Origin of the sequence: Rubrivivax albus, assembly GCF_004016515.1 — a bacterium.
GTDB classification, from domain to species: domain Bacteria; phylum Pseudomonadota; class Gammaproteobacteria; order Burkholderiales; family Burkholderiaceae_C; genus Rubrivivax; species Rubrivivax albus.
Map to the genome: position 1 here is coordinate 105,166 of NZ_SACT01000003.1, position 24,872 is coordinate 130,037.

A 24,872-nucleotide genomic window follows, 5' to 3' on the forward strand; every position below is an offset into this window, starting at 1 on the left:
TCACCCCACCGGGCGGAAGCGGTTGCTGACCTTGACGTACTGGCTCAGCTTGGCCGCCGCCTGGCCCGACGACACCGCCTCCCGCGCGCGCTTGACGCCCTCGGTCACGCTGGCGGCCACGCCGGCACAGTACAGCGCCGCCCCGGCGTTGAGCAGCACGATGTCGCGCACCGGGCCGTCCTCGTCGGCCAGCGCGCGCTGGATGCACTGCACCGACTCCTCCTTGTTGGCCACCTTGAGCACACGGCTGTCGTAGACCGGCAGGCCGAAGTCGCTGGGGTGCACGACGTATTCCTTGACCTCGCCGTCCTTGAGCTCGCCCACCAGCGTCTCGCCCGACAGCGAGACCTCGTCCATGCCGTTCATGCCGTAGACCACCATCACGTGCTCGCTGCCCAGGCGCTGCAGCACACGCACCTGGATGCCCACGAGGTCGGGGTGAAACACGCCCAGCAGCTGGTTGGGTGCATTGGCCGGGTTGGTCAGCGGGCCGAGGATGTTGAAGAACGTGCGCACACCCAGCTCCTTGCGCACCGGCGCCGCATGCCTCATGGCCGCATGGTGGTTGGGCGCAAACATGTAGCCGATGCCGGTCTCGGCCAGGCAGGTGGCCACCTGCTCCGGCGACAGGCCGATGTACGCGCCCAGGGCTTCCATCACGTCGGCCGAGCCGGAGGTGCTCGACACGCTGCGGCCCGCATGCTTGGCCACCCGCGCGCCCGCGGCCGCGGCGACGAACATCGACGCGGTGGAGATGTTGAAGGTGTGCGACCCGTCGCCCCCGGTGCCCACGATGTCCACCAGGTGCGTGCGGTCGGCCACCGGCACGGGCGTGGCGAACTCGCGCATCACCTGCGCCGCAGCCGCGATCTCGCCCACGGTCTCCTTCTTCACCCGCAGGCCCATGGCCAGCGCGGCGATCATGACCGGCGACATCTCGCCGCTCATGATGCGGCGCATCAGCGCCAGCATCTCGTCGTGGAAGATCTCGCGGTGCTCGATGACGCGGGTCAGGGCTTCGGTGTTGGTGATGGGCATGGATGCAGACTCCGAGAGGGGCGGTCCGTCACACCGGCAGCCCCAAGAATGCGGGGTTGTCGCCTGACGACCACCCGCTTACCTTGGGTCGCCGAGTCGGCGCAAAGGAGGACAAGATGACAGGTGCCAACGCGATGCGGCTTGCCACCCTGATTATCGGTGGCGCGCTCACCACCCCGGCAGCGTGGGCCGTCGCCGCCGAGGAGCAGGCGCTGGCCGTGGCCGTGCCGTTCTACTTCGAGGGCAACTGCGAGGATTGCGCGGCCGCGGCGGGCAGAACATCCTTCCGCGTGACCGGGGTGCTCGAGTTGGTCAACTACGCGCAGGGAGCCGACCTGGCGGAGGAGAACTTCGTCAGCTTCAGCTACAGCGGCTCGAACCTGCTGGACCCCTACGTGGTCACGGTGTTCGCGAACAACGCAGCGGTGCCGGCCGACACGGCGTTCCACTACTTTGCTTCGATCTCGGGCAACATCACCCTGGGCGGGCCGCAGGCCGTGCGCATCGATTTCGGCGATGGCCTGGGTTTCCAACTCAGCGCCGACGGCTCGTTCTTCACCTGCGGCGTGCGAGGCAACCGCTACTACGGCGTCCCCTGCGACCCGCTGTGGAACGATGACCTCGGCACCGGGTTCTTCGCTGCGGCACCGGTGCCCGAACCCGCCACGTCGGCCCTGCTTGGGCTGGGCCTCGCGGGTCTGGCCTGGCGCCGCCGCCAGCGCCTCGACACGTCGGCCAGTGAGGCCTGACCTGCCCCCCTGACGGACTACGTCGCCCACGACGACCGCCTCACGCCGCAGGCCTGCCCATGCGCAGGAAGTTGCGCAGCATCGCGTGGCCATGTTCGGACAGGATGGATTCCGGGTGGAACTGCACGCCTTCGAGCGGCGCCGGCCCGCCGGCCAGCGCGCGGTGGCGCACACCCATGATCTCGCCGTCGGCGGTGGTGGACGTGACCTCCAGTTCCGCCGGCAGCGTCTCGCGCTCGATGGCCAGCGAGTGGTAGCGCACCACGCTGAAGTGCGACGGCAGACCCTCGTACACGCCCCGGCCGTCGGCGGTGAGGGTGTCGGTCTTGCCATGCATCTGCACCTTCGCGCGGATCACCCGCCCGCCCAACGCGGCGCCGATGGCCTGGTGCCCCAGGCACACGCCCAGGATCGGCAGCCGGCCCTGGAAGTGGCGGATGGCGTCGATGCAGATGCCGGCCTCGGCCGGTGAGCAGGGCCCGGGGGACAGCACCAGGTGGTCGGGCTTCAGCGCCTCGATGCCGGCGAGGTCGATCTGGTCGTTGCGCACGACGGTCACGTCCGCGCCCAGTTCGCCGAAGTACTGCACCAGGTTGAAGGTGAAGCTGTCGTAGTTGTCGATCATCAGCAGCATGGTCAGAACCCTTCCTCGACGAGTTCCGCCGCGCGGATGAGCGCCCGAGCCTTCTGCTCGGTCTCCCTCCATTCGAGTTCCGGCACCGAGTCGGCCACCACGCCGGCGGCGGCCTGCACGTACAGGGTCTGCTTCTGCACGATGCCGGTGCGGATGGCGATCGCCAGGTCCATGTCGCCGGCATAGCTCAGGTAGCCGCAGGCGCCGCCGTAGATGCCGCGCTTGACCGGCTCGAGCTCGTCGATGATTTCCATCGCGCGGATCTTGGGTGCGCCGCTGAGCGTGCCGGCCGGGAAAGTGGCCTTGAGCACGTCCAGACTGCTCAGCCCGTCGGCCAGCAGGCCCTCGACGTTGCTGACGATGTGCATCACGTGCGAATAGCGCTCCACAGCGAACGCTTCCGTGACCTTCACGCTGCCGGTCTTGGCGATGCGGCCGATGTCGTTGCGCGCCAGATCGATCAGCATCAGGTGCTCGGCGCGCTCCTTCGGGTCGGCCTGCAACTCGGCCGACAGTTCGGCATCACGCTCCGGGGTGGCCCCGCGCGGGCGCGTGCCTGCCAGCGGACGGATCGTGACCTTCGGGCCTTCCGGGGACAGTTCCTGGCGCACCAGGATCTCCGGGCTGGCGCCGACGATCTGGAAGTCGCCCAGGTCGTAGAAATACATGTAGGGCGACGGATTCAGCGAGCGCAGCGCGCGGTACAGGCTCAGCGGGCTCTCGGTGTAGCGCTTGCGCAGCCGTTGGCCGATGACCACCTGCATGCAGTCACCCGCGGCGATGTACTCCTTGGCGCGGCGCACGGCGGCTTCCAGCTGTTCGCGCGAGGTCTCGCGCTCCACGGCGTAGCTGGCCCCGCGCTTCACCGCCGGCGCGGTGACGCTGTAGCGCAGCTTGTCGGTCAGTTCCGCCAGGCGCCGCTTGCCACGGAAGTAGGCCTCCGGCTGCCCCGGGTCGGCCCAGACGATCAGGTACAGGCGGCCGCTGAGGTTGTCGATGACCGCCAGTTCTTCGGTCTGCAGCAGCAGGATGTCAGGCGTGTCCAGGCCGCCTGTCTTCTGCGTCTTCGCCAGCCGCGGCTCGATGAAGCGCACGGCGTCATAGCCGAAGTAACCCGCCAGCCCACCACAGAAGCGCGGCAGCCCCGGGCGCAGTGCCGGCTTGAAGCGCCGCTGGTAGGCGGCAATGAAGTCCAGCGGGTTGCCCTCGTCGCGTTCGACGACACGGCCATCGGTCACCACCTCGGACACGAACCCGGCGGCGCGCAGCAGCGTGCGGGCCGGCAGGCCGATGAAGGAGTAGCGGCCGAAACGTTCCCCGCCGACGACGGATTCGAGCAGGAAGCTGTGGGGTTGCCCGCCGGCCAGCTTGAGGTACAGCGACAGCGGCGTTTCGAGGTCGGCAAAGGCCTCGGCAATGAGCGGGATGCGGTTGTGGCCCTGCGCGGCAAGGCTCTGGAATTCCAGTTCGGTGATCATCGGTCGGGTCCTCGGGCCACCCACGGGGGTGCGCCTGGCGTTCAGAGGGCCAGCCGGGGCGCCCGGGCAGGATGCCGGAGAGGACCGCGGCGGCGTGGTTCAGGCAGACAGGTGCCAGCGACGCCAGGGCCAGGCTCCCCGGTCGTGTGACCCGTTGCTCAGAACGCGCGCGATGAACATGCGTCGGAGTGTAGCCCAGGGCCCTTGAACCTCGACAATACGCGCCGCGCCCGATCTGCGCCCACCCCCGCACGGCCCGCCCCACCGGCGGCCACGCCCGCTTCCTCGAGGACTCACCATGTTCCGCGCCTTCGTTCCCGCCCTGGGCCCGCTGATCGGCCTGTTGATCGGCCTGCTGGCGACCCAGCCCGCGGCCGCCGCCGTCGTCTCCGGCGTCGACTACCCGGAACGCCTCACGGTCGCCGGCCAGCCGCTGGTGCTCAACGGGGCCGGCATCCGCTACCGATTCGTCGTCAAGGTCTACACCGCGGGGCTCTACCTGCCTGCCAAGGCCGCCACGGCGGAACAGGCCCTGGCCATGCCCGGTGCCAAGCGGCTGCACATCCAGATGCTGCGCGACATCGACGGCAACACGCTGGGCCGGCTGTTCACGCGCGGCATGGAGGACAACTCCACGCGCGCGCAGTTCGCCAAGGCCATTCCGGGCACGCTGCAGCTCTCGGAGCTGTTCGTGGCCAAGAAGAACCTCAAGGCCGGCGAACACTTCTCGGTCGAGTACCGGCCCGGCACCGGCACCCAGGTGCTGGTCAATGGCCAGGCGATGGGCAAGCCCATCGTCGAGCCCGAGTTCTTCGCCGCGATGATGCGCATCTGGCTGGGCGACAAGCCGGCCGACGACACGCTGAAGGACCAGCTGCTGGGCAAGCCGGTGGAAGCGCAGCCCGGCCAGCTCAACTGACGGCGGGCCGGCAAGACGCCGTCACTCGCGGGCCGCCAGCAGGGCGGCACCGACGATCAGCGCCCCGCCAGCCAACAGGCGCAGGTCCAGCGTGCCGGCGGCCAGGGCCAGCGCGGGCAGCGCCCAGCCCCAGGCCGGGGCCGGCAGCGCCGGCACCACACCCTGCACGGCCAGCGCCGCAGCCAGGCCGCCGGCCACCACCGTGCCGCCGCTGAACATGGCCAGCGCGCGGGCGGCGTCCGACCGATGCGCCTCGCGCCGCAGCATCACATTGTTGAGGGCGAAGCTGAAGCCGCCGAGCACACCCAGCCATTCCGCCGTGCTGCGCGGCACGGGCCAGCCGCCGCCCTCGGCGGGCCACAGCACGATCGCGGCGCCGGCCAGCGCCATCGCCACGCGCGCACCTGCCAGCGCCGTCAGGCGCTCGCCCAGCAACGCCCGGGCCAGCAGCACGGCCCAGAGCGGCATCAGGTAGAACAGCAGCACCACGCGCACGACGTCGCCGATGGTCACGGCCCAGTTGAAGCTGGCGTTGGTGGTGCCTGACGCGATCACCAGCACCCACAGGCTGGGCGTGCGCAGCAGTTCGCGCCAGGCCGCCGGCCGCGACAGGGTGAGGACGAGCACGGCGATGGCGTAGATCAGCGCCGTGGCCCACAGCGCATGCAGGCCCTGCGCCTGCAGGTGCCGGAACGGCCACCAGGACACGCCCCAGGTGAACGCGTTGAACGTGAGCGCGGCGGCCGCCAGGGCCGCCGCCGAGCGGGCCACCGGCGGCATCAGTGGTGGTCCGAGCGGGCGATGTCGAGCAGGTGCTCGACTTCGGCACGGTGCGCCTGCAGGTTGTGCCGGTGCCAGCGCCGGATGGCCTCCATCGTGCCGGCCACCACCAGCCCGAAGATGGCGATGGCGCCGAAGGCCGAGAGGCCGAACTTCGTCATGCCGGCGTAGAAGGCCCCCAGGCCCAGGATGCAGGCCTGCTCGTTGAAGTTCTGCACCGCGATCGACCGCCCCGCGCCCATCAGGTTGTGGCCGCGGTGCTGCAGCAGCGCGTTCATCGGCACGACGAGGAAGCCGCCCAGCGCGCCGACCATCATCAGGAAGGGTGCGGCCACGGCCACGTCGCGGATGGCGATCATCGCGATCACCAGCAGGCCCATGCCGGTGCCGAGCGGGATCACGCGCGTCGCGCGGTCGAGCTTCATCGCCACCGAGGCCACCACGGCGCCCACCGCCGTGCCGATGGCCACGACGCCCACCAGCAGCGAGGCCTCGGACGTGGCATAGCCCAGCGCCGCCGCCGCCCAGGCCAGCACGATGTAGCGCAGGTTGCCGGCCACGCCCCAGAACAGCGTGGTCGTGGCCAACGAGATCTGGCCCAGCTTGTCGCGCCACAGGCGGGCATTGCACTGCTGGAAGTCGCGCAGCAGTTCCAGCAGGTTGCCCGACATCGAGCGCAGCGGTGCTTCGGTGCGTGGGATCTTCAGGTTGAACAGGGCCGCCACCACGTAGAGCCAGACGATGACGGTGATCGCGGCCTGTGCCGGCAGCACGATGCCCAGGTCAATGCCCGGCACGTCCAGGCCCAGCAGCAGCGGCGCCACCTTGTCGTTGACCAGCGCGCCGCCGACGACCACGCCCAGGATGATGGAGCCGATGGTCAGCCCCTCGATCCAGCCGTTGGCCTTGACCAGCTGCGACGGCGGCAGCAGCTCGGTGAGGATGCCGTACTTGGCCGGCGAGTAGGCCGCCGCACCCAGGCCGACGATGGCGTAGGCCAGCAGCGGGTGGCTGCCGAACAGCATCATCAGGCAGCCCACCACCTTGATGCTGTTGGAGACGAACATCACCCGTCCCTTGGGGATGCTGTCGGCGAAGGCGCCGACGAACGGCGCCAGCACCACGTAGAACAGCGCGAACATCGGCACCAGGGCCGCCCCCTGCCAGGCCGGCGCCTGCGCGTTGCGCAGCAGCTCCACCGCCGCGACGAACAGCGCGTTGTCCGCCAGCGAGCTGAAGAACTGCGCCGACATGATGGTCGAGAAGCCTTTTTTCATGCGGGCGCGCGGGCTGCGGCGGCGGTCCTGGCCGGGCCGACGCGGTGTCTCCTGAAGGCTTTCGAGCTCTTGGGGGTTGACGGGCGCGCGGTTTATAGCACGCACCCCGCTGGCAGAATCCGGCGCACGATGCCGCGTCCGATCCAAGCGTTGATTCATGCCGATGCGCTGGCGCACAACCTGGCCCGTGCCCGCCAGGCCGCGCCCGATGCCCGCGTGTGGGCGGTCGTGAAGGCCAACGCCTACGGGCACGGCATCGAGCGCGCCTTCGGTGGCCTGCGCGGCGCCGACGGCTTCGCGCTGCTGGACCTGGCCGAGGCCGAGCGCCTGCGCGCGCTGGACTGGCGCGGCCCCATCCTGCTGCTCGAAGGCTGTTTCGAGCCGCGCGACCTGGAGCTGTGCTCGCGGCTGGACCTTTGGCACGTGGTGCACTGCCCCGAGCAGATCGACTGGCTGGCGGCGCACAAGACGCTCAGGCCGCACCGCGTGTTCCTGAAGATGAACAGCGGCATGAACCGGCTGGGCTTCCGGCCCGACGCCTTCCGCGGTGCCTGGGCGCGGCTGGACGCGCTGCCGCAGGTCGACGAGATCAGCCTGATGACGCATTTCTCCGACGCCGACGGCCCGCGTGGCATCGCGCACCAGGTGGCGGTGTTCGAGGCCGCCACGCGCGACCTGCCGGGCGAGCGCAGCCTGGCCAACAGCGCGGCCACGCTGCGCCACGCGGCCGAGGCCGGCGTGGCTGCCGACTGGGTGCGCGCCGGCATCATGAGCTACGGCAGCGCGCCGGACTTCCCGGCGCACGATGCCGGCCACTGGTGCCTGCAGCCTGCGATGTCGCTGCGCGCGCGCGTGCTGGCCACGCAGACGCTGGCGCCCGGCGACACGGTGGGCTACGGCAGCAGCTTCACCGCCGAGGCCACGATGCGCATCGGCATCGTGGCCTGCGGCTATGCCGACGGCTACCCGCGCCACTGCCCCACCGGCACGCCGGTGCTGGTGGACGGCATGCGCAGTGCCACCGTCGGCCGGGTGTCGATGGACATGCTGGCGGTGGACCTCACGGCACGGCCCGACGCCGGGCCGGGCAGCGAGGTCACGCTCTGGGGTCGCGCGTCGGCCGGGGCGGTGCTGCCCATCGACGAGGTGGCGCAGGCCGCCGGCACCATCGCCTACGAATTGATGTGCGCGCTGGCGCCGCGGGTGCCGGTGGCGCTGGCCGACGGCTGATGCGCCCACCGCGCGTCGACCCGACGGAGGTGGAATTCACCGCCATCCGCGCCCAGGGCGCCGGCGGACAAAACGTCAACAAGGTGTCCAGCGCGGTGCAGCTGCGCTTCGACGTCGCCGCATCCTCGCTGCCGGACGGTGTCAAGGCGCGGTTGCTGGCCCGGTCCGACCAGCGCCTGACGGCGGACGGGGTCATCGTCATCAAGGCGCAGGAGCACCGCAGCCAGCCGTTGAACCGTTCGGCCGCGCTGGCGCGCCTGCAGGCCATGGTAGACGCCGTGGGCGAGCCGCCGCGGCTGCGGCGCGCCACCAAGCCCACCTGGGGCTCGCAGCAGCGGCGCTTGCAGGGCAAGGCCGTGCGCAGCGCGGTGAAGGCCGGCCGCGGCAAGCTGCGCGGCGAACCGTAGCGGCCGCCGCCGCAGGTGCGGCGGTGGCACCGGCGACAATCCTCCGATGGCCAAGGAGAAGAACGTCTACCTCTGCAGCGAGTGCGGCGGCAGCGCCCCACGCTGGATGGGCCAGTGCCCGCAGTGCAAGGCCTGGAACACCCTGGAGGAGACCGTGGCCGAGCCCTCGGGCGGCGCACGCCACCGCTTCCAGGCGCTGGCGAAGACGCAGCCGGTGGCCACGCTGTCGGCCATCGAGGCCACCGAGGTCGAGCGCCTGCCCACCGGCGTGGACGAACTCGACCGCGTGCTGGGCGGCGGCCTGGTCGCCGGCGGCGTGGTGCTCATCGGCGGCGACCCCGGCATCGGCAAGAGCACGCTGTTGCTGCAGGCGCTGGACAGCCTGGCGCGGCAGGCGAAGGCGCTTTACGTCACCGGCGAGGAAAGCGGCGCGCAGGTGGCGTTGCGGGCCCGCCGCCTGGGGCTGGGCGCCTCGGCGGTGCGGGTGCTGGCGGAGATCCAGCTCGAGAAGATCCAGGCTGCCATCGAGGCCGAGCAGCCCACGGTGTGTGTGGTCGACTCGATCCAGACGCTGTACTCCGAGCAGCTCACGTCCGCCCCCGGCTCGGTGGCCCAGGTGCGCGAATGCGCGGCCCAGCTCACGCGGCTGGCCAAGGCCGGCGGCACCACCATCGTGCTGGTGGGCCACGTGACCAAGGAAGGTGCGATCGCCGGGCCGCGCGTGCTGGAGCACATCGTCGACACGGTGCTGTACTTCGAGGGCGACACGCACAGCAGCTTCCGCCTGGTGCGCGCGATCAAGAACCGCTTCGGCGCCGTCAACGAGATCGGCGTCTTCGCGATGACCGAACGCGGACTCAAGGGCGTGGCCAACCCGAGCGCGATCTTCCTGTCCACCCACGGCCAGCCGGTGCCCGGCAGCTGCGTGCTGGTGACGCTGGAAGGCACGCGCCCGCTGCTGGTGGAGGTGCAGGCGCTGGTGGACAGCGGCGGCCCCAGCCCCCGCCGGCTGTCGGTGGGCCTCGAGCGCGACCGGCTGGCCATGCTGCTGGCGGTGCTGCACCGGCATGCCGGCGTCAGCTGCATGGACCAGGACGTGTTCGTCAATGCGGTGGGCGGCGTGCGCATCACCGAGCCGGCGGCCGACCTGGCGGTGCTGCTGGCGATCCAGGGCAGCCTGCGCGGGCGGCCGTTGCCGCGCGGCTTCGTCGCCTTCGGCGAGGTGGGGCTGGCCGGCGAAATCCGGCCGGCACCGCGCGGCCAGGAACGGCTGAAGGAAGCCGCCAAGCTCGGCTTCAGCGTGGCCGTGGTGCCGGCGGCGAATGCCCCGAAGAAGCCCATCGAGGGCCTGACCATCCACGCCGTCGAACGGGTGGAGCAGGCCGTGGACCTGGTGCGCGACCTGTGAAGGCGGTGCGATGAGCGAGGTGATCGGTTGGGGCCTGGCGGTGTTGGCCGTCGCGGCCGGCTGGATGCTGTATGGCTGGCGTGGCGTGCTGCTGGCGGTCACGATCACCGTGTTCTGGCTGCTGCTGCAGTTCACGCGCGCGCTGCGGGCCATGCGCCAGGCCGGACAGTCGCCGGTGGGGCGGGTGGGCAGCGCGGTGATGTTCAACGCGAGGCTCAAGCCCGGCCTGAGCCTGCTGCAGGTGATCCAGATGACGCGCAGCCTGGGCGAGCGCGTGAGCCCCGAGGGTGCAGACCCGGAACAGTGGCGGTGGACCGACGACGGCGGCTCCACTGTGACGCTGGACCTGCAGCGCGGCAAGCTGGTGCAGTGGACGCTGGTGCGGCCCGAGCCCACCGGCGACGAAGGAAACGGTCAGACCGCCCGTGCGGCGCCGGACAGCGAGATCAGCGACCGGCTCACGTCGCGATAGGTCGCACCCGCCTCGAGCGCCTGCACGCAGCGCCGCCAGGCGTCGTCGGGGCGCTTGACCTGCATGCTCCAGACACCGTCGGTCACGGTCCGCAGGACGCGCGCCTGAACGACGCTGCTGTCACCGGCGCCGAGCTGCACCATCAGTTCGCCCTCGGTACCTGTCGGCAGGGCGGCCGACGCCAGCTCCACCTGACAGCCACCCAGCGAGATTTCGCGCATGACCAGCGCCCACCGCCCGCCGCCGCGAGCGGCGGTGAACACGGCGGGGAAGCGGATCGCGTGGCGCGGGTGGCGCCGCAGCGAGACGCCGGAGATCGTCACGTCCGGCATCGGTGGCAGCACGACGGCGTAGTCGGACCGGTCGTAGATGGCGTGCAGCATCCGCCACTGGCGCGGCGTCATGTCGGCAAAGCCCGATGTGCGCTGGCGGAAGAAGTGGTCCAGCAGCGCCGGCGTCATCACCGGGTCGTTGGTGGTGAAGTAGCGCCGCGGCGGCATGCGCAGGTTGGGCAGCGCCAGCTGGGTGAAATAGGCGTGCAGGTTGCGGCGCGCGGCCTTGCCGCCATACAGCCGCTCGAAGATGGCGGGCGCGGCATCGAGGTCCAGCGACGCGCCCACGGCCGGCGCCCCGTTGGCGAAGTCGTAGGACTCCACCACCTCGGCCGGCAGGCGCTCGAACTGCAGCAGCGCCTCGTAGAGCTCGATCCGGTTCGGGTTGACGGCGATCACGAGGTGCCGCGTCTCGAAGAAGCGTGTGCAGTACTCGTACATGAACTTCATCAGCGGAAACAGCACGGTGCCCCCGGTGCGCCGGTGGTCCGGGTGCACGGCCAGCGCCGAGATCTCGGCGATCTGCCCGCCGCGGGCGCGCACGGCGCCGAGGTCAAACGCGCTCTGCAGCGGCAGGCCGAAGACGCTCTCGCGCACCATCGACAGCGTGCCGACCACCCGAGAATCGACCAGCGCGCAGATGGTGGTGGTGGTGGGCAGCGCGTGGTAGGGCGTGACGCGCAGGCCGGACGGGTGCGGCTTCATGAAGCCACTGGCCACATAGGCATCGTGCAGCAGCGCGAAGCAGGCCTCGAGCTCCTCGCGGGTCTCGGCGATCTTGAGCACCAGCGAGGGCGGCGGTGCCGGGTCGCACTCGACCAGGCCACGAATGAGCGCGAAGCGCAGGCGGTGCGGCAGCCACGAGAACGCCACGCGCAGGCCGTGGTTCAGGGCTCGACGCAGGCGCCTGGGCGTCGGAAGCGGCATGTGGCGTGTTCTCCTCCCGGCGGCATCGGGCGCTGCACCGGCAGCCCGGCTTGGCCGAACGCCTAGAATTTACGCTCTTAACGATTCTCAGGAGTGCAGACCATGTCGATGGCCGACCGCGACGGCAAGATCTGGATGGACGGGACCATGGTGGATTGGCGCGACGCCAAGATCCACGTGCTGACCCATACGCTGCACTACGGCTGCGGCGCCTTCGAGGGCGTGCGCGCCTACGAGACTCCCGACGGCACGGCCATCTTCCGTCTGCGCGAGCACACCGAACGCCTGTTCAACAGCGCCAAGATCCTGCGCATGAAGATCCCGTTCACCGTCGAGCAGGTGATGGAAGCCCAACGCGACGTGGTGCGCGCCAACGCGCTGAAGAGCTGCTACCTGCGCCCGCTGACCTGGATCGGCTCGGGCAAGCTGGGCGTCAGCCCCAAGGGCAACCAGATCCACCTGATGGTCGCGGCCTGGCCCTGGGGCGCCTACCTGGGCGAGGAAGGGCTGGCCAAGGGCATCCGCGTCAAGACCAGCAGCTACACCCGCCACCACGTCAACATCACGATGACGCAGGCCAAGGCGGTGAGCAACTACACCAACTCCATCCTGGCCAACATGGAGGCCACGGAGGACGGCTACGACGAGGCGATGCTGCTCGACGCGTCGGGCTTCGTCAGCGAAGGCGCGGGCGAGAACCTGTTCATCATCAAGAAGGGCGTGGTCTACACGCCGGACCTGTCCGCCGGCGCGCTCAACGGCATCACGCGCGACACCATCTTCGCCATCTGCCAGGACCTGGGCCTGAAGCTGGTGGAGAAGCGCATCACGCGCGACGAGGTCTACATCTGCGACGAGGCCTTCTTCACCGGCACCGCGGCGGAAGTGACGCCGATCCGCGAACTCGACCGCGTGCAGATCGGCATCGGCGCCCGGGGCCCGATCACCACCAAGATCCAGGCCGCGTTCTTCGACATCGTCGGCGGCCGCAACCCGAAATACGCCGAGTGGCTGACCCGCGTCTGAGCACCGACATGAGCAGCGAACCCAAAGCCGTGGTCGAGCTGACCGCCAACGATCTGCAGGGGCATGGCAGCACCTACTGCCCGAACCCGAAGATGACGCTGTGGAACCAGCACCCGCGGGTCTTCATCGACGTGGCCACCACCGGTGAGGGGCGCTGCCCCTACTGCGGCACCGTCTACCGCCTGAAGGCCGGCGAACACTTGCATGGCCACTGACGCATCGCCCGCCGCCGCGATGCGTCCGTCGTACATCCTGACCCTGGCTGCCCGCGACCAGCCGGGCATCGTGCACGCCGTGGCCGGCCTGCTGTTCCAGGCCGGCTGCAACATCGTCGACTCGCAGCAGTTCGGCGACCTGGAAGGCGCCGACGCCACCGGCCTGTTCTTCATGCGCGTGCACTTCGAGGCGCCCGCGCACCTGGCCGACCCCACGCAGCTGCGCACGCTGTTCGAGCATGCCCGCCAGCAGTTCCAGATGGACCTGCACTTCCACGTGCAGGCCCGCAAGCCGCGCGTGATGCTGATGGTCAGCCAGCACGGGCATTGCCTGAACGACCTGCTGTTCCGCTGGCAGAGCAGGCAGCTGCCGGTCGAGATCCCTGCCGTGGTGTCCAACCACGAGACCTTCCGCGGTCTGGTGGAGGGCTACGGCATCCCCTTCCACCACCTGCCGCTGGCCGCCGGCGCCGACGCCGCCACCAAGGACACGCAGGAGGCCGCGGTGATGGCCATCGCTGACCGCGAGCGCGTGGACCTGGTGGTGCTGGCGCGCTACATGCAGATCCTCAGCCCCGGCCTGTGCGACGCCTGGCGCGGGCGGGCGATCAACATCCACCACAGCTTCCTGCCCAGCTTCAAGGGTGCGAAGCCCTACTTCCAGGCGCATGCGCGCGGCGTCAAGCTGATCGGCGCCACTGCGCACTACGTGACTGCGGATCTGGACGAAGGCCCCATCATCGAGCAGGACGTGGAACGCGTGGACCACACGCTCTCGGCCGAGGACTTCACCGCGGTGGGCCGCGACATCGAGTGCATGGTGCTGGCCCGCGCCGTGCGCTGGCACGTGGAACACCGCGTGCTGCTCAACGGCCACAAGACCGTGGTCTTCCGCTGAGACGCGAGCGATGGCCCGCCGCAAGCCGCCCGCCACCGCGATCGGGGCCACCCCCGACGAACTGGAGTCGCGCTTCTACGAAGCGCTGCAGCGCGGCGACATCGACGCACTGATGGCGGTCTGGGCCGATGACGACGAGGTCGTCTGCGTGCACCCGGGCGGGCCACGGGTGATCGGGCTGGCGGCCATCCGCGCCAGCTTCGAGGCCATCTTCGCCAATGGGCCCATCCCGGTGCAGCCGGAGCAGGTGCACCGGCTGGACGCCCTGTCTGGCGCCGTGCACCACCTGGTCGAACGCATCGACGTGCGCACCGACGAAGGCACGCGCACCGCCTACGTGATGGCGACCAACGTCTACCTGCAGACCGCCCGGGGCTGGCGGCTGGTGGCGCACCACGCCAGCCCCGGCAGCCTGCAGGCGCCGGACGACACGCCGGCTGGCGGTGTGCTGCATTGAGCCCTGAGTTCCGCGCACCGGCCTGGCTGCCGGGCGGGCACGCGCAGACGATCTGGCCCGCGCTGACGGGGCGCCGTCAGCTGGCCGGCCGGGTTCCGTTTCGTCGCGAGCGCTGGGACACGCCCGACGGCGACTTCGTCGACCTCGACTTCGCGCCAGCCGGTGCACCTGACGCACCGCTGCTGGTGCTGTTCCACGGCCTCGAGGGCTCCACCGCAAGCCACTATGCCCTGAGCTTCGCGCTCGAGGCCGAACAGCGCGGCTGGGGCTTCGTGATGCCGCATTTCCGCGGCTGCAGCGGCGAACTCAACCGCGCGCCGCGGGCCTACCACTCGGGTGACCATGCCGAGATCGACTGGTTCCTCGGCCGCCTGGCCGCGCGGCAGGGGGCACCGGTGCTGGCCGCCGGGGTGTCACTGGGTGGCAACGCGCTGATGCGCTGGGCCGGCGAGGTGGCCGAGGACGCGGCCCGCGTGACGCGCGCGGTGGTGTCGGTCTGCTCCCCGCTGGACCTCACGGCCAGCGGGCAGGCCATGGGCCGCGGCTTCAACCGCCACGTCTACACCCGCATGTTCCTGGCCACGATGAAGCCCAAGGCGCTGGCCAAGTGGCAGCAGCACCCGGGTCTGTTCGACCGCGACCGCCTGGCCGCCGCGCGCACGCTGTACGACTTCGACAACGTCTTCACCGCGCCGCTGCACGGTTTCCGGGACACCGACGACTACTGGGCCCGCGCGTCGGCCAGGCCCCATCTGCGCGCCGTGCGCATCCCGGCGCTGGCGCTGAACGCGCGCAACGATCCCTTCGTGCCAGCGGATTCACTGCCCGGGCGGGCGGACGTGTCGTCGACCGTCGAACTCTGGCAGCCGGCCCATGGCGGCCACGTGGGCTTCCCTCAGGGCCGGTTTCCGGGCCACGTGCAGGGCCTGCCTGCTGAGGTGTGCCACTGGCTGGCGCAGCACGCGTAAGCTCGGGCGCATGGACCCGATCGTCGAAGCCGCGCTGCGCAAGTGGCCCAACGTGCCGCATTGCCACGGCTGGCTGGCGCTGGATGCACGGGGCGACTGGTACATGCGCGACGACCGCGTGCGCGCCACCGGCCCGTTCCCGCAGGTCAAGGGCAGCCGCATCCAGCACGACAAGCTGCTGTCCTTCATCGGCCGCAACTACGCCTGCGACGCCAGCGGCGCCTGGTTCTTCCAGAATGGGCCACAGCGGGTCTACGTGGAACTGGAGGCCGCACCCTGGGTGTGGCGGCTGCACGGTGAGGCCGTGACTTCGCACACCGGCTTGCCTGCGGTGGTGCGCAGCGCCTGGCTGGACGAAGAGGGCCGGCTGTTCCTGGACACCGACCTCGGCCTGGGCATCGCGCACACCGCCGACATGCTGGTCGCGGCCGAGCGCATCGAGCGCGGGGACTGGCAAGCGCAGGACATCGCTTTCACCGAGATGCCGGCACGGTTCGGCTTCGTGCGCGTGCCGCAGCCCGCTTGATCACTGCCGAAGTCGTCCCCTGGAAACGGAACCGGGCGCCCTGGGCGCCCGGTTCATGCATGCGGTGAAGCCTCAGTTGGCCGCGCTGGCCGCCGGGGCGGGGGCCGCCGGCTCCTCGAACTTGCCGCCACCCTGGTTGGCCAGGTAGACCACGGCACGGCCGACCTCGTAGTCCGAATACTCACCGCCGCCCTGGGCCGCCATCGCACCCTTACCCTTGAGCGCCGAGTTCAGCAGCGTCTCGTAGCCCTGCGTCAGGCGCGGCGCCCAGGCGGCGGTGTCGCCGGTCTTGGGCGCGCCGGCGGCGCCGCTGCCGTGGCAGGCCGTGCAGGCCGCCTGGTAGACCTGTTCCCCGGTGCGCACCACGGCCGGCCCCGAGGCGTCGCGGATCTCGACATGACCGATGGGCGCCAGTCGCTGCGCGATCGCCTCGGCGCTCAGGCCTTCACTGCCGGCAGCCGGCTTGTCGCCGGAGGCCACGAAGTTCACCAGCAGGATGATGGTGACGATGGGCACCACGAACGACGCCACGACCGTCCAGATCAGTTGCCTGGGCGTCTTGATCGGGCCTTCGTGGGATTCGTGGGTGTCGTGTTCGGCGCTCATGATGGGTGTGCGGGCCAGCGGGAGAAAAACCTGTCAAGTATAGCGGGCGCGCCGGCATCGACGCGACCTGCTGCCCGACACCCGGGCTGGCCCGCCCGGCGTCACTGCTTGATCGCCTCGACCTGGATGATCAGCTTGGTGTCGTCGGCCACGCCCATCTGCAGGCCCCAGTTCACGCCCCACAGGCTGCGCTTGATGGTGGTCTCGAAGTCGCCGCCGCAGACTTCGCGCTTGAGCATGGGGTTGTCGTAGCAGCCGAAGCGCACCGCCTTGAGCGTGACCGGATGGGTCTTGCCGCGCAGCGTGAGCACGCCCTCCACCGCCGTGACCTTGTCGCCATCGAAGACGAACTTGTCACCACTGAAGCCGGCCGTGGGGTGATTGGCCACGTCGAAGAAGTCGGCGCTGGCCAGGTGGCCATCGAAACGGGCCACGCCGGTGCTGATGCCAGTCATGTCCAGCGTCAGGTCCACCTTGCCGGACTTGCCGGCGCGGTCGAAGACCACGGTGCCGCTGTTCTTGATGAAGCGCCCGCGGTTGGTGGAGGTGCCGAAGTGCAGGGCCTCGAAGAAGACCGAGGTGTGGGTCGGGTCGATGGCATAGGTGGCCGGGGCGGCGGCAGCCAGCAGCGGCGCGGCGGCCAGGGCCGCGACGAAGGTCTTGAGGGTGCGGGTCATGGGTTCTCCTTGAGCGTGGGATGGAGGGGGCGAACAGGGGAACGGGGGATCACTTCGGCAGGCCGGCGAGCTTGAGCTTGAAGCGCACCTGCACCTCGTCGGCCACCATCGAGGTGTCGGCCCAGTCGCCGCTGCCGATGTCGAAGGCCAGGCGCTTGATCGCGAAGCTGCCGCTGGCGGTGTCGCCCGCCAGCTGCACCGGCACCGTCAGCGGCTGCGCCTTGCCCTTGATCGTCAGCTGACCGGCCACGGCGTAGCGGCCCGGGCCGGTGGCCTGGATGCCGGTGGAGGTGAAGCTGGCGCGTGGGAACTTGACGACGTAGAACCATTCCGGCTTCTTCACCTCGGCGTCGGTCTCGCTGGCGCCGAAGCTGGCGCTGCCGGTGTCGATCGTGAAGCTCACGCTGCCGGTGGCCGGATTCTTGGGGTCGAAGCGCATCTGCGCCTGCCATTGCGTGAAGCGGCCGTCCACCGGCACACCCATCTGGCGCGTCGTGAAGGCGATCTCGCTGCCGTCGCGGACGACGGTCTGGGCATTGGCGGCGGTCGCGGCAACGGTGGCAGCCAGCGCGAGGGACAGGGCGGATCGGCTCATGGGCGCATGCGCGACAGCAGGCCGTCGCGGTCGATGAAGTGGTGCTTGAGGGCGGCGGCGACGTGCAGCGCCACCAGCAAGATCAGCGTCCAGGCCAGGCGCTCATGCCAGGGCTTGATGGCTTCGGCCAGCGCCTTGTCCACCGGCACGAAGTCGGGCAAGGGCAGCACGCCGAACCAGACGATCGGAAAGCCGGCCGCGGAGCTGTAGGCCCAGCCGACCAGCGGCACGGCGAAGAACAGCGCGTACATCAGGCCGTGGGTGGCCTTGTAGGCCTGCTGTTGCCAGGCCGGCATGGCCGGCGGCGGCGGCGGCCGGTGCGACAGGCGCCACAGCAGGCGCAGCACCGTCAGTGCCAGGATCGTCACGCCGGCCCACTTGTGCCAGTTGTAGAGCTTCAGCCGCGCCGGCGAGAACGGCAGCCCGGTCATGTACAGGCCGAAGCCGAACGCGCCCAGGATCATCAGCGCCAGCAGCCAGTGCAGCGCGATCGCGGGCAGGGTGTAGCGGGTGGCGGACATTGGCTCGCAGTGTCGCGAGCCACCCGCGGCCAGCGGTTGAAGGCCGCTGGCGCCTTGGTTCAGGGAATTTGAATGAGGCTGTGCCGGCAGCCGTCAAGCAGCCTTGGCCGGCGCCCCCGCATCGCCAGCGCGCCAGCGCTGCATCAGCGCCGCCCACTTCGGCCGCACCGCCGCCAGGTGGCGCGCCTTCACGTGGCCGAACCCGCGGATCTCCTCGGGCAGACGCGCGATCTCCGCCGCAAGCGCGTGGTTGGTGATGTTCAGGCCCTTGAGCAGCTCCTCGACGCAGGCACGGTACTCCTGGATCAGCGCCCGCTCGGTGCGCCGCTCCTCGCTGCGGCCGAAGACATCCAGCGCGCCGCCGCGCAAGCCCTTGAGCTTGGCCAGCCAGCCGAAGGCACTGCGCATCCACGGGCCGTAGGCCTGCTTGACCAGTTCGCCCTTGTGATTGGTCTTCGCCAGCATCGGCGGCGCCAGGTGGTGCACCAGCTTGTAGTCGCCCTCGAACATCTCGGCGATGCGCGCCGTGAAGGCCGGGTCGGTGTGCAGGCGGGCGACCTCGTACTCGTCCTTGTAGGCCATCAGCTTGAAGAGGTAGCGGGCCACGGCCTCGCTGAGACGGCGGTCCGGGCCGAGCCGGGCCTCGGCATCCTGCACCTTCTGCACGAAGGCCCGGTACTGCGACGCATAGGCGGCGTCCTGGTAGCCGGTGAGGAAGTCGACGCGGGTCTTGACCATGTCGTCCAGCGACGGCTTCTTCACGAACTGGATGACGTTCTTCGCCACGTACAGCGCCTGCACCGCGGCAAGGTCATGGGCACAGCGCCGGCCCCACTCGAAGGCGGCCTTGTTGTTGTCCACCTGCACGCCGTTGAGCTCGATGGCCCGCATCAGCGCCGCATGCGTCAGCGGCACCCGGCCCTGCTGCCAGGCGTAGCCCAGCATCAGCGGGTTGGTGTAGATGCTGTCGCCCAGCAGTTGCGTGGCCGCCTGCTCGGCGTCGAAGGCGCCCACCAGCGGCTCGCCGACGCTGCCCTTGACCGCCGCTTCGCAGGCCCCGCCCGGGAACTGCCACTCGGTGTTCTTCACGAATCCGGCGGTGGGCGTGCCATGCGTGTTCATCGCCACATAGGTGCGGCCTTGCTGCATCACCGCCAGCGTGGCCTTGGAGGCGGTGACGATGGCATCGCAGCCGATCACGAGGTCGGCCTTGGCCAGGTCCACCTTGGTGGTGTAGAGGGCGTCGGGGCGGTGCGCGATCTGCACGTGGCTCCAGGTGGCACCGCCCTTCTGCGCCAGGCCGGCGCTGTCCTGCGTGACCACGCCCTTGCCTTCCAGGTGGGCGGCCATGCCCAGCAGCTGGCCGATGGTGATGACGCCGGTGCCGCCGACACCGGCCACCACGATGCCCCAGGCCTGCTCGGCCAGCGGCAGCACGGGGTCGGGGATCGGGGGCAGGGCCGACAGGTCGCCCCGCTTCTCCTTCTTCGGCTTCTTCAGCTGCCCGCCCTCGACGGTGACGAAGCTGGGGCAGAAACCCTTGGTGCAGCTGTAGTCGAGGTTGCAGCTGTTCTGGTTGATGCGCCGCTTGCGGCCGAACTCGGTCTCGTAGGGCTCCACGCTCAGGCAGTTGCTCTGCACGCTGCAGTCGCCACAGCCCTCGCACACCGCCTCGTTGATGACCACGCGCTTGTCGGGCGTGGCCAGCTTGCCGCGCTTGCGGCGGCGGCGCTTCTCGGTCGCACAGGTCTGGTCGTACAGGATCACCGTGGTGCCGGGGATCTCGCGGAACTCGCGCTGGATGCGGTCGAGCTCGTCGCGGTGCTGCACCACCACGCCCGGCTCCAGCGCCACGCCGTTGTACTTCTCCGGCTGGTCGGTGACGATGGTCAGCTTGGCCACGCCCTCGCTGACCAGGCTCTTCATGATCTGCAGCACGCTGTGGCCCTCGGGCCGCTCACCCACCTGCTGGCCGCCGGTCATCGCCACGGCGTCGTTGTAGAGGACCTTGTAGGTGATGTTCACGCCGGCGGCGATGCTCTGGCGCACGGCCAGGATGCCGCTGTGGAAGTAGGTGCCGTCGCCCAGGTTGGCGAAGATGTGGTTTTCCTTCGTGAAATGCGCCTGGCCGACCCAGGGCACGCCTTCGCCGCCCATCTGCGTGAAGGTGCTGGTGCTGCGGTCCATCCACACCGCCATGTAGTGGCAGCCGATGCCGGCCACGGCGCGGCTGCCTTCGGGCACGCGGGTGCTGGTGTTGTGCGGGCAGCCGCTGCAGAACCAGGGTATGCGGTCGCCGGTGTCGCTCTTGAGCTCGAGCAGGCCGCGCTCTCGGGCCGCGATCTCGTCCAGGCGCTGCTGCATGCGCGCGGCAACGTCGGCCGGCACGCCCATCTTGTTCAGCCGCTTGGCGATGGCCTTGGCGATGATGGACGGCGTCAGGTCGGCCTTGGCGCGCAGCAGCCAGTTCTCGCTCGGGTTGGGCATCGCCCACTCGCCGCCGGAGAAGTCACCCTCGGGCTCGTCGAACTTGCCCAGCACGTTGGGGCGGACGTCGGCGCGCCAGTTGTAGAGCTCCTCCTTGAGCTGGTACTCGATGACCTGGCGCTTCTCCTCGACGACCAGGATCTCCTGGAGCCCCTGCGCGAACTCGCGCGTGATCGTCGCCTCCAGCGGCCACACCACGTTGACCTTGTGCACACGGATGCCCAGCTGCCGGCAGGTGGCGTCGTCCAGGCCCAGGTCGGTCAGGGCCTGGCGCATGTCGTTGTAGGCCTTGCCGCTGGCGATGAGGCCGAAACGGTCGTTCGGCGTCTCGACCACGTTGTGGTTCAGCTTGTTGGCCCGCACGTAGGCCAGCGCGGCGTACCACTTGTAGTCCATCAGCCGCGCTTCCTGTTCCAGCGGCGCGTCGGGCCAGCGGATGTGCAGGCCGCCGGGCGGCATCTGGAAGTCCTCGGGCAGCACGATCTTCACGCGCTCCGGGTCCACCACCACGGACGACCCCGACTCGACGACCTCCTGGATCGTCTTCATGCCGCTCCACAGGCCGCTGAAGCGGCTCATGCCGAAGGCGTGCAGGCCCATGTCCAGGATGCCCTGCACGTCGCTCGGGAAGAACACCGGCAGGCCGCAGGCCTTGAAGATGTGGTCGCTCTGGTGCGGGGCCGTGCTGCTCTTGGCCACGTGGTCGTCACCGGCGATCGCGATCACGCCGCCGTGCTTGCTGGTGCCGGCCATGTTCGCGTGCTTGAAGACGTCGGAGCAGCGGTCCACGCCGGGACCCTTGCCGTACCAGATGCCGAAGACGCCGTCGTACTTCTTCTGCTGCGGGTACAGGTCCAGCTGCTGCGTGCCCCACACCGCGGTGGCGCCCAGTTCCTCGTTGACGCCGGGCTGGAAGACGATGTGCTGTTCGGCCAGGTGCTTCTTGGCCGCCCACAGCGCCTGGTCGTAGCCGCCCAGCGGGCTGCCGCGGTAGCCGCTGACGAAGCCGCCGGTGTTCAGCCCGGCCAGCGCGTCGCGCTGGCGCTGCAGCATCGGCAGGCGCACCAGGGCCTGCACCCCGCTCATGAAGGCGCGGCCGGAGGCCAGCGTGTACTTGTCGTCGAGCGTGACGCTCTCCAGGGCCTTGCGGACGGCGTCCGGCAGGGGTGCATTCATGGCGACGGCTCCGGTGCGGGGAAACCGGAAGTGTAGGCATCAAGGCCCGGCATGTCTTTTCCTTTGATGCCCTGATGGGCATACTTGAAGAAACGATCTTTCTCTCAAAGACCCAGGAGAGGACATTTCATGCCCAAGACAACGTCATCAGGGAAAACCCAGGACATGGACGACGCGCCGGACCACCCCACCACGGGGCTCGACCGTTACGACATCGCCATCCTGCGCGAGCTCCAGCAGGATGCACGCCTGTCGAACACCGAGCTGGCGCAGCGCATCGGCCTGTCGGCTGCGCCCACCTGGCGCCGCGTGCGCTGGCTCGAAGCGCAGGGCGTGATCACCGGCTACCGGGCCGAGATCGACCGCCGGCGCATCGGCCTGGGCGTGCTGGCCTTCGTGCGCCTGGACGCCGAGCGCAGCGGCGGCGACGCGATGCGCGAGCTCGAGGGCAGCATCCGCGCCCTGCCCGAGGTCATCGCCTGCCACTACATCAGCGGCGCCGGCACCTTCGAACTGGAGGTGATGGCCACCGACCTGGACGCCTACTCCCGCTTTTCGGTGGACACGCTGCTGAACCTGCCCAACGTGAAGGACATCCACACCAGCTTCTCGCTGGGCGAGGTGAAGGCCGGCGGCGCACTGCCGCTGGGGCACCTGGTGCCGGCTTCGCGCTGACCGCGCGCACTGCAAGCTTCCCGGAGTACGCTCGCGCCCACGATGCCCCTGCACCGCCGGATCGCCGATGCCGTGCTGACCACCGACCCGGTGCAACGCATGCGCCTGTCGCAGGCCGGCCTGGCGATGCTGCTGATGGCCGCCGGCGTGGTGGCGATGCAGTACTTCGTGGCCGTGGGTGCGGCGCCGGCAGGGCCGGTGCACCTGTGGACCGCGGCCTCGCTGGGCGGCATGGTGGTGTTCTTCATCCTCATCCGCAGCGGCTGGTCGCGCCGGCTCGACGATCCGTCGCTGACGCTGGCGCAGATGATGTACGCCATCAGCAGCGGGGCCGCCGCCTATGCACTCGTTGGCGAAGGCCGCGGCGGCGTGTTCCCGATCGTGATGGTGGTCGTGGCCTTCGGCCTGTTCCAGCTGCGGCCGAGGGAGTTCAGCGCCGTGGGCCTGTTCGCCGTGGGCCTGTTCGGGGTGGTGATGGCCACCATGGCGCACCTGAAGCCGGCGGTGTACCCGCCCCGCGTCGAGCTGGGCCACTTCCTGATGATCGCCACCATGATGCCGGCGATGGCGCTGCTGGCGGCGCGCTTCAGCGCGCTTCGCCAGCGGCTGCGCCAGCAGAAGCACGACCTGTCGCACGCGCTGGCGCGTATCCAGGAACTGGCCACGCGCGACGAACTCACCGGCCTGGTCAACCGCCGGCACATGCAGACGCTGATCGAGCAGGCGCACCGGCGCTGCGCCCGCTCCGGCCAGAGCTTCTGCCTGGCGGTGCTGGACGTGGACCACTTCAAGGCCGTCAACGACAACCACGGCCATGCGACGGGCGACGAAGTGCTGCGTTCGGTGGCGCAGGAGATGCAGACCACGGTGCGCCTGTCGGACACCCTGGCGCGCTGGGGCGGCGAGGAGTTCGTGCTGATGATGTCCGACACGCACGCGCCGCTGGCGCGCGGCGGCCTGGAGCGCCTGCGCGAGCGCGTGGCCCAGCTGTGCGTGCTGGTGCCGGAAGGGGAACTGCGGATCAGCGTGTCGGCCGGGCTGGCCGAGCACCGCCCTGGCGAGTCGGTGGAGGACACGCTGGCCCGCGCCGATGCCGCGCTGCTGGAGGCCAAGCAGCAGGGGCGCAACCGGGTGGTGCTGGCGCCATGACCGGGTGGCACCCGCTGTCGGCCGATCAGGGCGGTGGCGTCACCCCACGCGGCCACAGCACCCACAGCCGCAACGGCTGCTTCATGCGGCCCGCCTGCTGCTCCGCCTCGTCGCCCCAGCCCCAGAAGTAGTCCGCACGCACGGCGCCGGTGATCGCGCTCCCGGTGTCCTGGGCCGTGACCAGCCGCCGCAGCGGCGTGGACGACAGCGGCTCGGTGGTGTCGATCCAGACCCAGCTGCCGTAGGGCACGCTGCGCGGGTCGACGGCGATCGAGCGGCCCGGGGTCAGCGGCACGCCCATCGCGCCGCGCGGGCCCACTGCGGGATCGGGCAGCGGCTCCTCGCGGAAGAAGACCATGCGCGGGTTGACCCACAGCATCTCGTCGATGCGCGACGGGTTGGCACGCGCCCAGGCCTTGATGGCCGGCCAGGAGACGCCGTCGGCAGGCAGTTCACCTTGCTCGATCAGCCACCGGCCCACCGAACGGTACGGGTGGCCGTTGTGGCCGGCATAGCCCAGCCGCACCATCGACACACGACCGTCGGCCTCGGTGATCTGCAGCCGCCCGGAGCCCTGGATCTGCAGCACCAGCGCGTCCAGCGGGTCGGCCAGCCATGCGATGGCGTGCTCGGCCAGCAGCCGCTGGGCGCCACGCTGCGTTTCCATCTCGCGCCGGGTGAGCCAGGGCTCGCGGCGGTCGCGCAGCACCTCGGGCAATGCGTACAGCGGCACGCGGTGGCGCGCGTCGCGCTGGCGGCGGGCGGTCAGCTGCGGTTCGTAGTAGCCGGTGATCAGGCCATCGGCCATGCCTTCGGCACTGGTGACGCGAAAGGGCTGCAGGTGCGCACGCAGGAAGTCGCGTGCGGCCAGGTCATCGGCCGGTGGCGTGGCCGCCAGCCGGGCGCAGACCTCGGCCCAGGCGCGCAACGGCCGCTGGCAGCCGGCGGCCAATGCCGGCGCCGCCTGCAGGAGGGCATCGGCCTCGAAACCCGGCAGCTCGGCCCAGTCGGCCGGCCACCAGCGGGCGATGCCGCGCTGAAGCGGGGCATCCAGCGGCGCCGCAGGTGGTGGCGGCACCGGCGCCGGAGCCGGAGCCGGCGGCGGCGCCGGAGCGGCGGCTGGCTCGGGCAGTGGCGCGACGGCACAGGACATGAGGCTGGCGGCCGCGACGAGCACGGCCCCTAGAATCGCGCCGCGTTTCAGCACGGCTGGCGGGCGCCGGAACGGCGATGGAGGCGGTGGTC

At 70.3% G+C, this 24,872-nt stretch carries 26 protein-coding genes; 14 read left to right on the forward strand and 12 right to left on the reverse strand.

Going from position 1 to position 24,872, the window contains the following annotated elements:
* A complete protein-coding gene (trpD, locus tag ENE75_RS11075) occupies window positions 1-1,038 on the reverse strand; it encodes an anthranilate phosphoribosyltransferase (protein ID WP_128198374.1) in 1,038 nt (345 codons plus the stop codon).
* A 116-nt stretch (window positions 1,039-1,154) separates the two neighbouring features.
* On the opposite strand from trpD, the gene ENE75_RS25090 reads away from it, so the two are divergent.
* Window positions 1,155-1,787, forward strand: a complete 633-nt coding sequence (locus ENE75_RS25090; RefSeq protein WP_233259024.1) for a PEP-CTERM sorting domain-containing protein — start codon at window positions 1,155-1,157, stop codon at window positions 1,785-1,787.
* 40 nt (window positions 1,788-1,827) lie between these two features.
* Here ENE75_RS25090 and ENE75_RS11085 read toward each other — a convergent pair whose 3' ends face one another.
* Window positions 1,828-2,421, reverse strand: a complete 594-nt coding sequence (locus ENE75_RS11085) for an anthranilate synthase component II (protein WP_128198375.1) — start codon at window positions 2,419-2,421, stop codon at window positions 1,828-1,830.
* 2 nt (window positions 2,422-2,423) lie between these two features.
* Window positions 2,424-3,899: an anthranilate synthase component I gene (gene trpE, locus ENE75_RS11090; RefSeq protein WP_128198376.1), complete on the reverse strand. Its 1,476-nt coding sequence runs from the start codon at window positions 3,897-3,899 to the stop codon at window positions 2,424-2,426.
* 298 nt (window positions 3,900-4,197) lie between these two features.
* On the opposite strand from trpE, the gene ENE75_RS11095 reads away from it, so the two are divergent.
* Window positions 4,198-4,818, forward strand: coding sequence for a chalcone isomerase family protein (locus tag ENE75_RS11095; RefSeq protein WP_128198377.1), 621 nt, complete (start codon window positions 4,198-4,200; stop codon window positions 4,816-4,818).
* Between the two features lie 21 nt (window positions 4,819-4,839).
* Here ENE75_RS11095 and ENE75_RS11100 read toward each other — a convergent pair whose 3' ends face one another.
* The gene (locus ENE75_RS11100; RefSeq protein WP_128198378.1) at window positions 4,840-5,598 is read right to left on the reverse strand and encodes an EamA family transporter; all 759 of its coding nucleotides are present in this window, start codon (window positions 5,596-5,598) and stop codon (window positions 4,840-4,842) included.
* Window positions 5,598-6,875: a lysophospholipid transporter LplT gene (gene lplT / locus ENE75_RS11105; RefSeq protein WP_128198379.1), complete on the reverse strand. Its 1,278-nt coding sequence runs from the start codon at window positions 6,873-6,875 to the stop codon at window positions 5,598-5,600. Before lplT ends, ENE75_RS11100 begins: the two co-directional genes overlap by 1 nt.
* A gap of 129 nt (window positions 6,876-7,004) precedes the next feature.
* On the opposite strand from lplT, the gene alr reads away from it, so the two are divergent.
* Genes alr through ENE75_RS11125 form a run of 4 tightly spaced genes read left to right on the forward strand, consistent with a single transcriptional unit; the run spans window position 7,005 to window position 10,392 of the window.
* Complete coding sequence (gene alr, locus ENE75_RS11110) at window positions 7,005-8,105, forward strand: alanine racemase (RefSeq protein ID WP_128198380.1); 1,101 nt, start codon at window positions 7,005-7,007, stop codon at window positions 8,103-8,105.
* The gene (gene arfB / locus ENE75_RS11115; RefSeq protein WP_128198381.1) at window positions 8,105-8,512 is read left to right on the forward strand and encodes an alternative ribosome rescue aminoacyl-tRNA hydrolase ArfB; all 408 of its coding nucleotides are present in this window, start codon (window positions 8,105-8,107) and stop codon (window positions 8,510-8,512) included. Before alr ends, arfB begins: the two co-directional genes overlap by 1 nt.
* Before the next feature lie 46 nt (window positions 8,513-8,558).
* Window positions 8,559-9,920, forward strand: coding sequence for a DNA repair protein RadA (gene radA / locus ENE75_RS11120; RefSeq protein WP_128198382.1), 1,362 nt, complete (start codon window positions 8,559-8,561; stop codon window positions 9,918-9,920).
* 10 nt (window positions 9,921-9,930) lie between these two features.
* Window positions 9,931-10,392: a hypothetical protein gene (locus ENE75_RS11125; protein WP_233259025.1), complete on the forward strand. Its 462-nt coding sequence runs from the start codon at window positions 9,931-9,933 to the stop codon at window positions 10,390-10,392.
* Here ENE75_RS11125 and ENE75_RS11130 read toward each other — a convergent pair.
* A complete protein-coding gene (locus ENE75_RS11130) occupies window positions 10,335-11,651 on the reverse strand; it encodes a PilZ domain-containing protein (protein ID WP_128198383.1) in 1,317 nt (438 codons plus the stop codon). The two genes, ENE75_RS11125 and ENE75_RS11130, sit on opposite strands and share 58 nt — an antisense overlap.
* A gap of 102 nt (window positions 11,652-11,753) precedes the next feature.
* On the opposite strand from ENE75_RS11130, the gene ENE75_RS11135 reads away from it, so the two are divergent.
* The 6 genes from ENE75_RS11135 to ENE75_RS11160 are packed head-to-tail and all read left to right on the forward strand — an operon-like array spanning window position 11,754 to window position 15,741.
* On the forward strand, window positions 11,754-12,677 hold the full coding sequence (locus ENE75_RS11135; protein WP_128198384.1) for a branched-chain amino acid transaminase: 924 nt from the start codon (window positions 11,754-11,756) through the stop codon (window positions 12,675-12,677).
* An 8-nt stretch (window positions 12,678-12,685) separates the two neighbouring features.
* The gene (locus ENE75_RS11140; RefSeq protein WP_128198385.1) at window positions 12,686-12,892 is read left to right on the forward strand and encodes a zinc-finger domain-containing protein; all 207 of its coding nucleotides are present in this window, start codon (window positions 12,686-12,688) and stop codon (window positions 12,890-12,892) included.
* A complete protein-coding gene (gene purU / locus ENE75_RS11145; RefSeq protein ID WP_233259026.1) occupies window positions 12,882-13,790 on the forward strand; it encodes a formyltetrahydrofolate deformylase in 909 nt (302 codons plus the stop codon). Before ENE75_RS11140 ends, purU begins: the two co-directional genes overlap by 11 nt.
* 10 nt (window positions 13,791-13,800) lie before the next feature.
* Window positions 13,801-14,247, forward strand: coding sequence for a YybH family protein (locus ENE75_RS11150; RefSeq protein WP_128198386.1), 447 nt, complete (start codon window positions 13,801-13,803; stop codon window positions 14,245-14,247).
* Window positions 14,244-15,215 carry a YheT family hydrolase gene (locus ENE75_RS11155; protein ID WP_128198387.1) on the forward strand — a complete coding sequence of 324 codons (972 nt, stop codon included), beginning with the start codon at window positions 14,244-14,246 and terminating at the stop codon, window positions 15,213-15,215. The genes ENE75_RS11150 and ENE75_RS11155 overlap by 4 nt, the downstream gene beginning before the upstream one ends.
* A gap of 10 nt (window positions 15,216-15,225) precedes the next feature.
* Entirely contained in the window at window positions 15,226-15,741 is a 516-nt protein-coding gene (locus ENE75_RS11160; RefSeq protein WP_128198388.1) for a DUF2946 family protein, read from the forward strand.
* Window positions 15,742-15,813: 72 nt separating this feature from the next.
* On the opposite strand, the gene ENE75_RS11165 is transcribed toward ENE75_RS11160, so the two are convergent.
* From ENE75_RS11165 to ENE75_RS11185, 5 genes are all read right to left on the reverse strand, one after another.
* On the reverse strand, window positions 15,814-16,347 hold the full coding sequence (locus tag ENE75_RS11165; RefSeq protein WP_128198389.1) for a c-type cytochrome: 534 nt from the start codon (window positions 16,345-16,347) through the stop codon (window positions 15,814-15,816).
* Window positions 16,348-16,448: 101 nt separating this feature from the next.
* Window positions 16,449-17,024: a YceI family protein gene (locus ENE75_RS11170; protein WP_128198390.1), complete on the reverse strand. Its 576-nt coding sequence runs from the start codon at window positions 17,022-17,024 to the stop codon at window positions 16,449-16,451.
* A gap of 49 nt (window positions 17,025-17,073) precedes the next feature.
* Window positions 17,074-17,619: a YceI family protein gene (locus ENE75_RS11175; protein ID WP_128198391.1), complete on the reverse strand. Its 546-nt coding sequence runs from the start codon at window positions 17,617-17,619 to the stop codon at window positions 17,074-17,076.
* The gene (locus ENE75_RS11180) at window positions 17,616-18,140 is read right to left on the reverse strand and encodes a cytochrome b (protein ID WP_128198392.1); all 525 of its coding nucleotides are present in this window, start codon (window positions 18,138-18,140) and stop codon (window positions 17,616-17,618) included. Before ENE75_RS11180 ends, ENE75_RS11175 begins: the two co-directional genes overlap by 4 nt.
* 93 nt (window positions 18,141-18,233) lie before the next feature.
* The gene (locus ENE75_RS11185; RefSeq protein ID WP_128198393.1) at window positions 18,234-21,803 is read right to left on the reverse strand and encodes an indolepyruvate ferredoxin oxidoreductase family protein; all 3,570 of its coding nucleotides are present in this window, start codon (window positions 21,801-21,803) and stop codon (window positions 18,234-18,236) included.
* A gap of 165 nt (window positions 21,804-21,968) precedes the next feature.
* Between ENE75_RS11185 and ENE75_RS11190 the strand changes: the two genes are divergently transcribed.
* Both ENE75_RS11190 and ENE75_RS11195 read left to right on the forward strand, forming a co-directional pair.
* On the forward strand, window positions 21,969-22,478 hold the full coding sequence (locus ENE75_RS11190; protein WP_128198394.1) for an Lrp/AsnC family transcriptional regulator: 510 nt from the start codon (window positions 21,969-21,971) through the stop codon (window positions 22,476-22,478).
* Window positions 22,479-22,520: 42 nt separating this feature from the next.
* On the forward strand, window positions 22,521-23,627 hold the full coding sequence (locus tag ENE75_RS11195; RefSeq protein ID WP_128198395.1) for a diguanylate cyclase: 1,107 nt from the start codon (window positions 22,521-22,523) through the stop codon (window positions 23,625-23,627).
* A gap of 25 nt (window positions 23,628-23,652) precedes the next feature.
* Here the strand turns inward: ENE75_RS11195 and mltA are convergent, their stop codons facing one another.
* Window positions 23,653-24,780, reverse strand: a complete 1,128-nt coding sequence (gene mltA, locus ENE75_RS11200; protein WP_199232281.1) for a murein transglycosylase A — start codon at window positions 24,778-24,780, stop codon at window positions 23,653-23,655.
* Window positions 24,781-24,872: the final 92 nt, after the last annotated feature.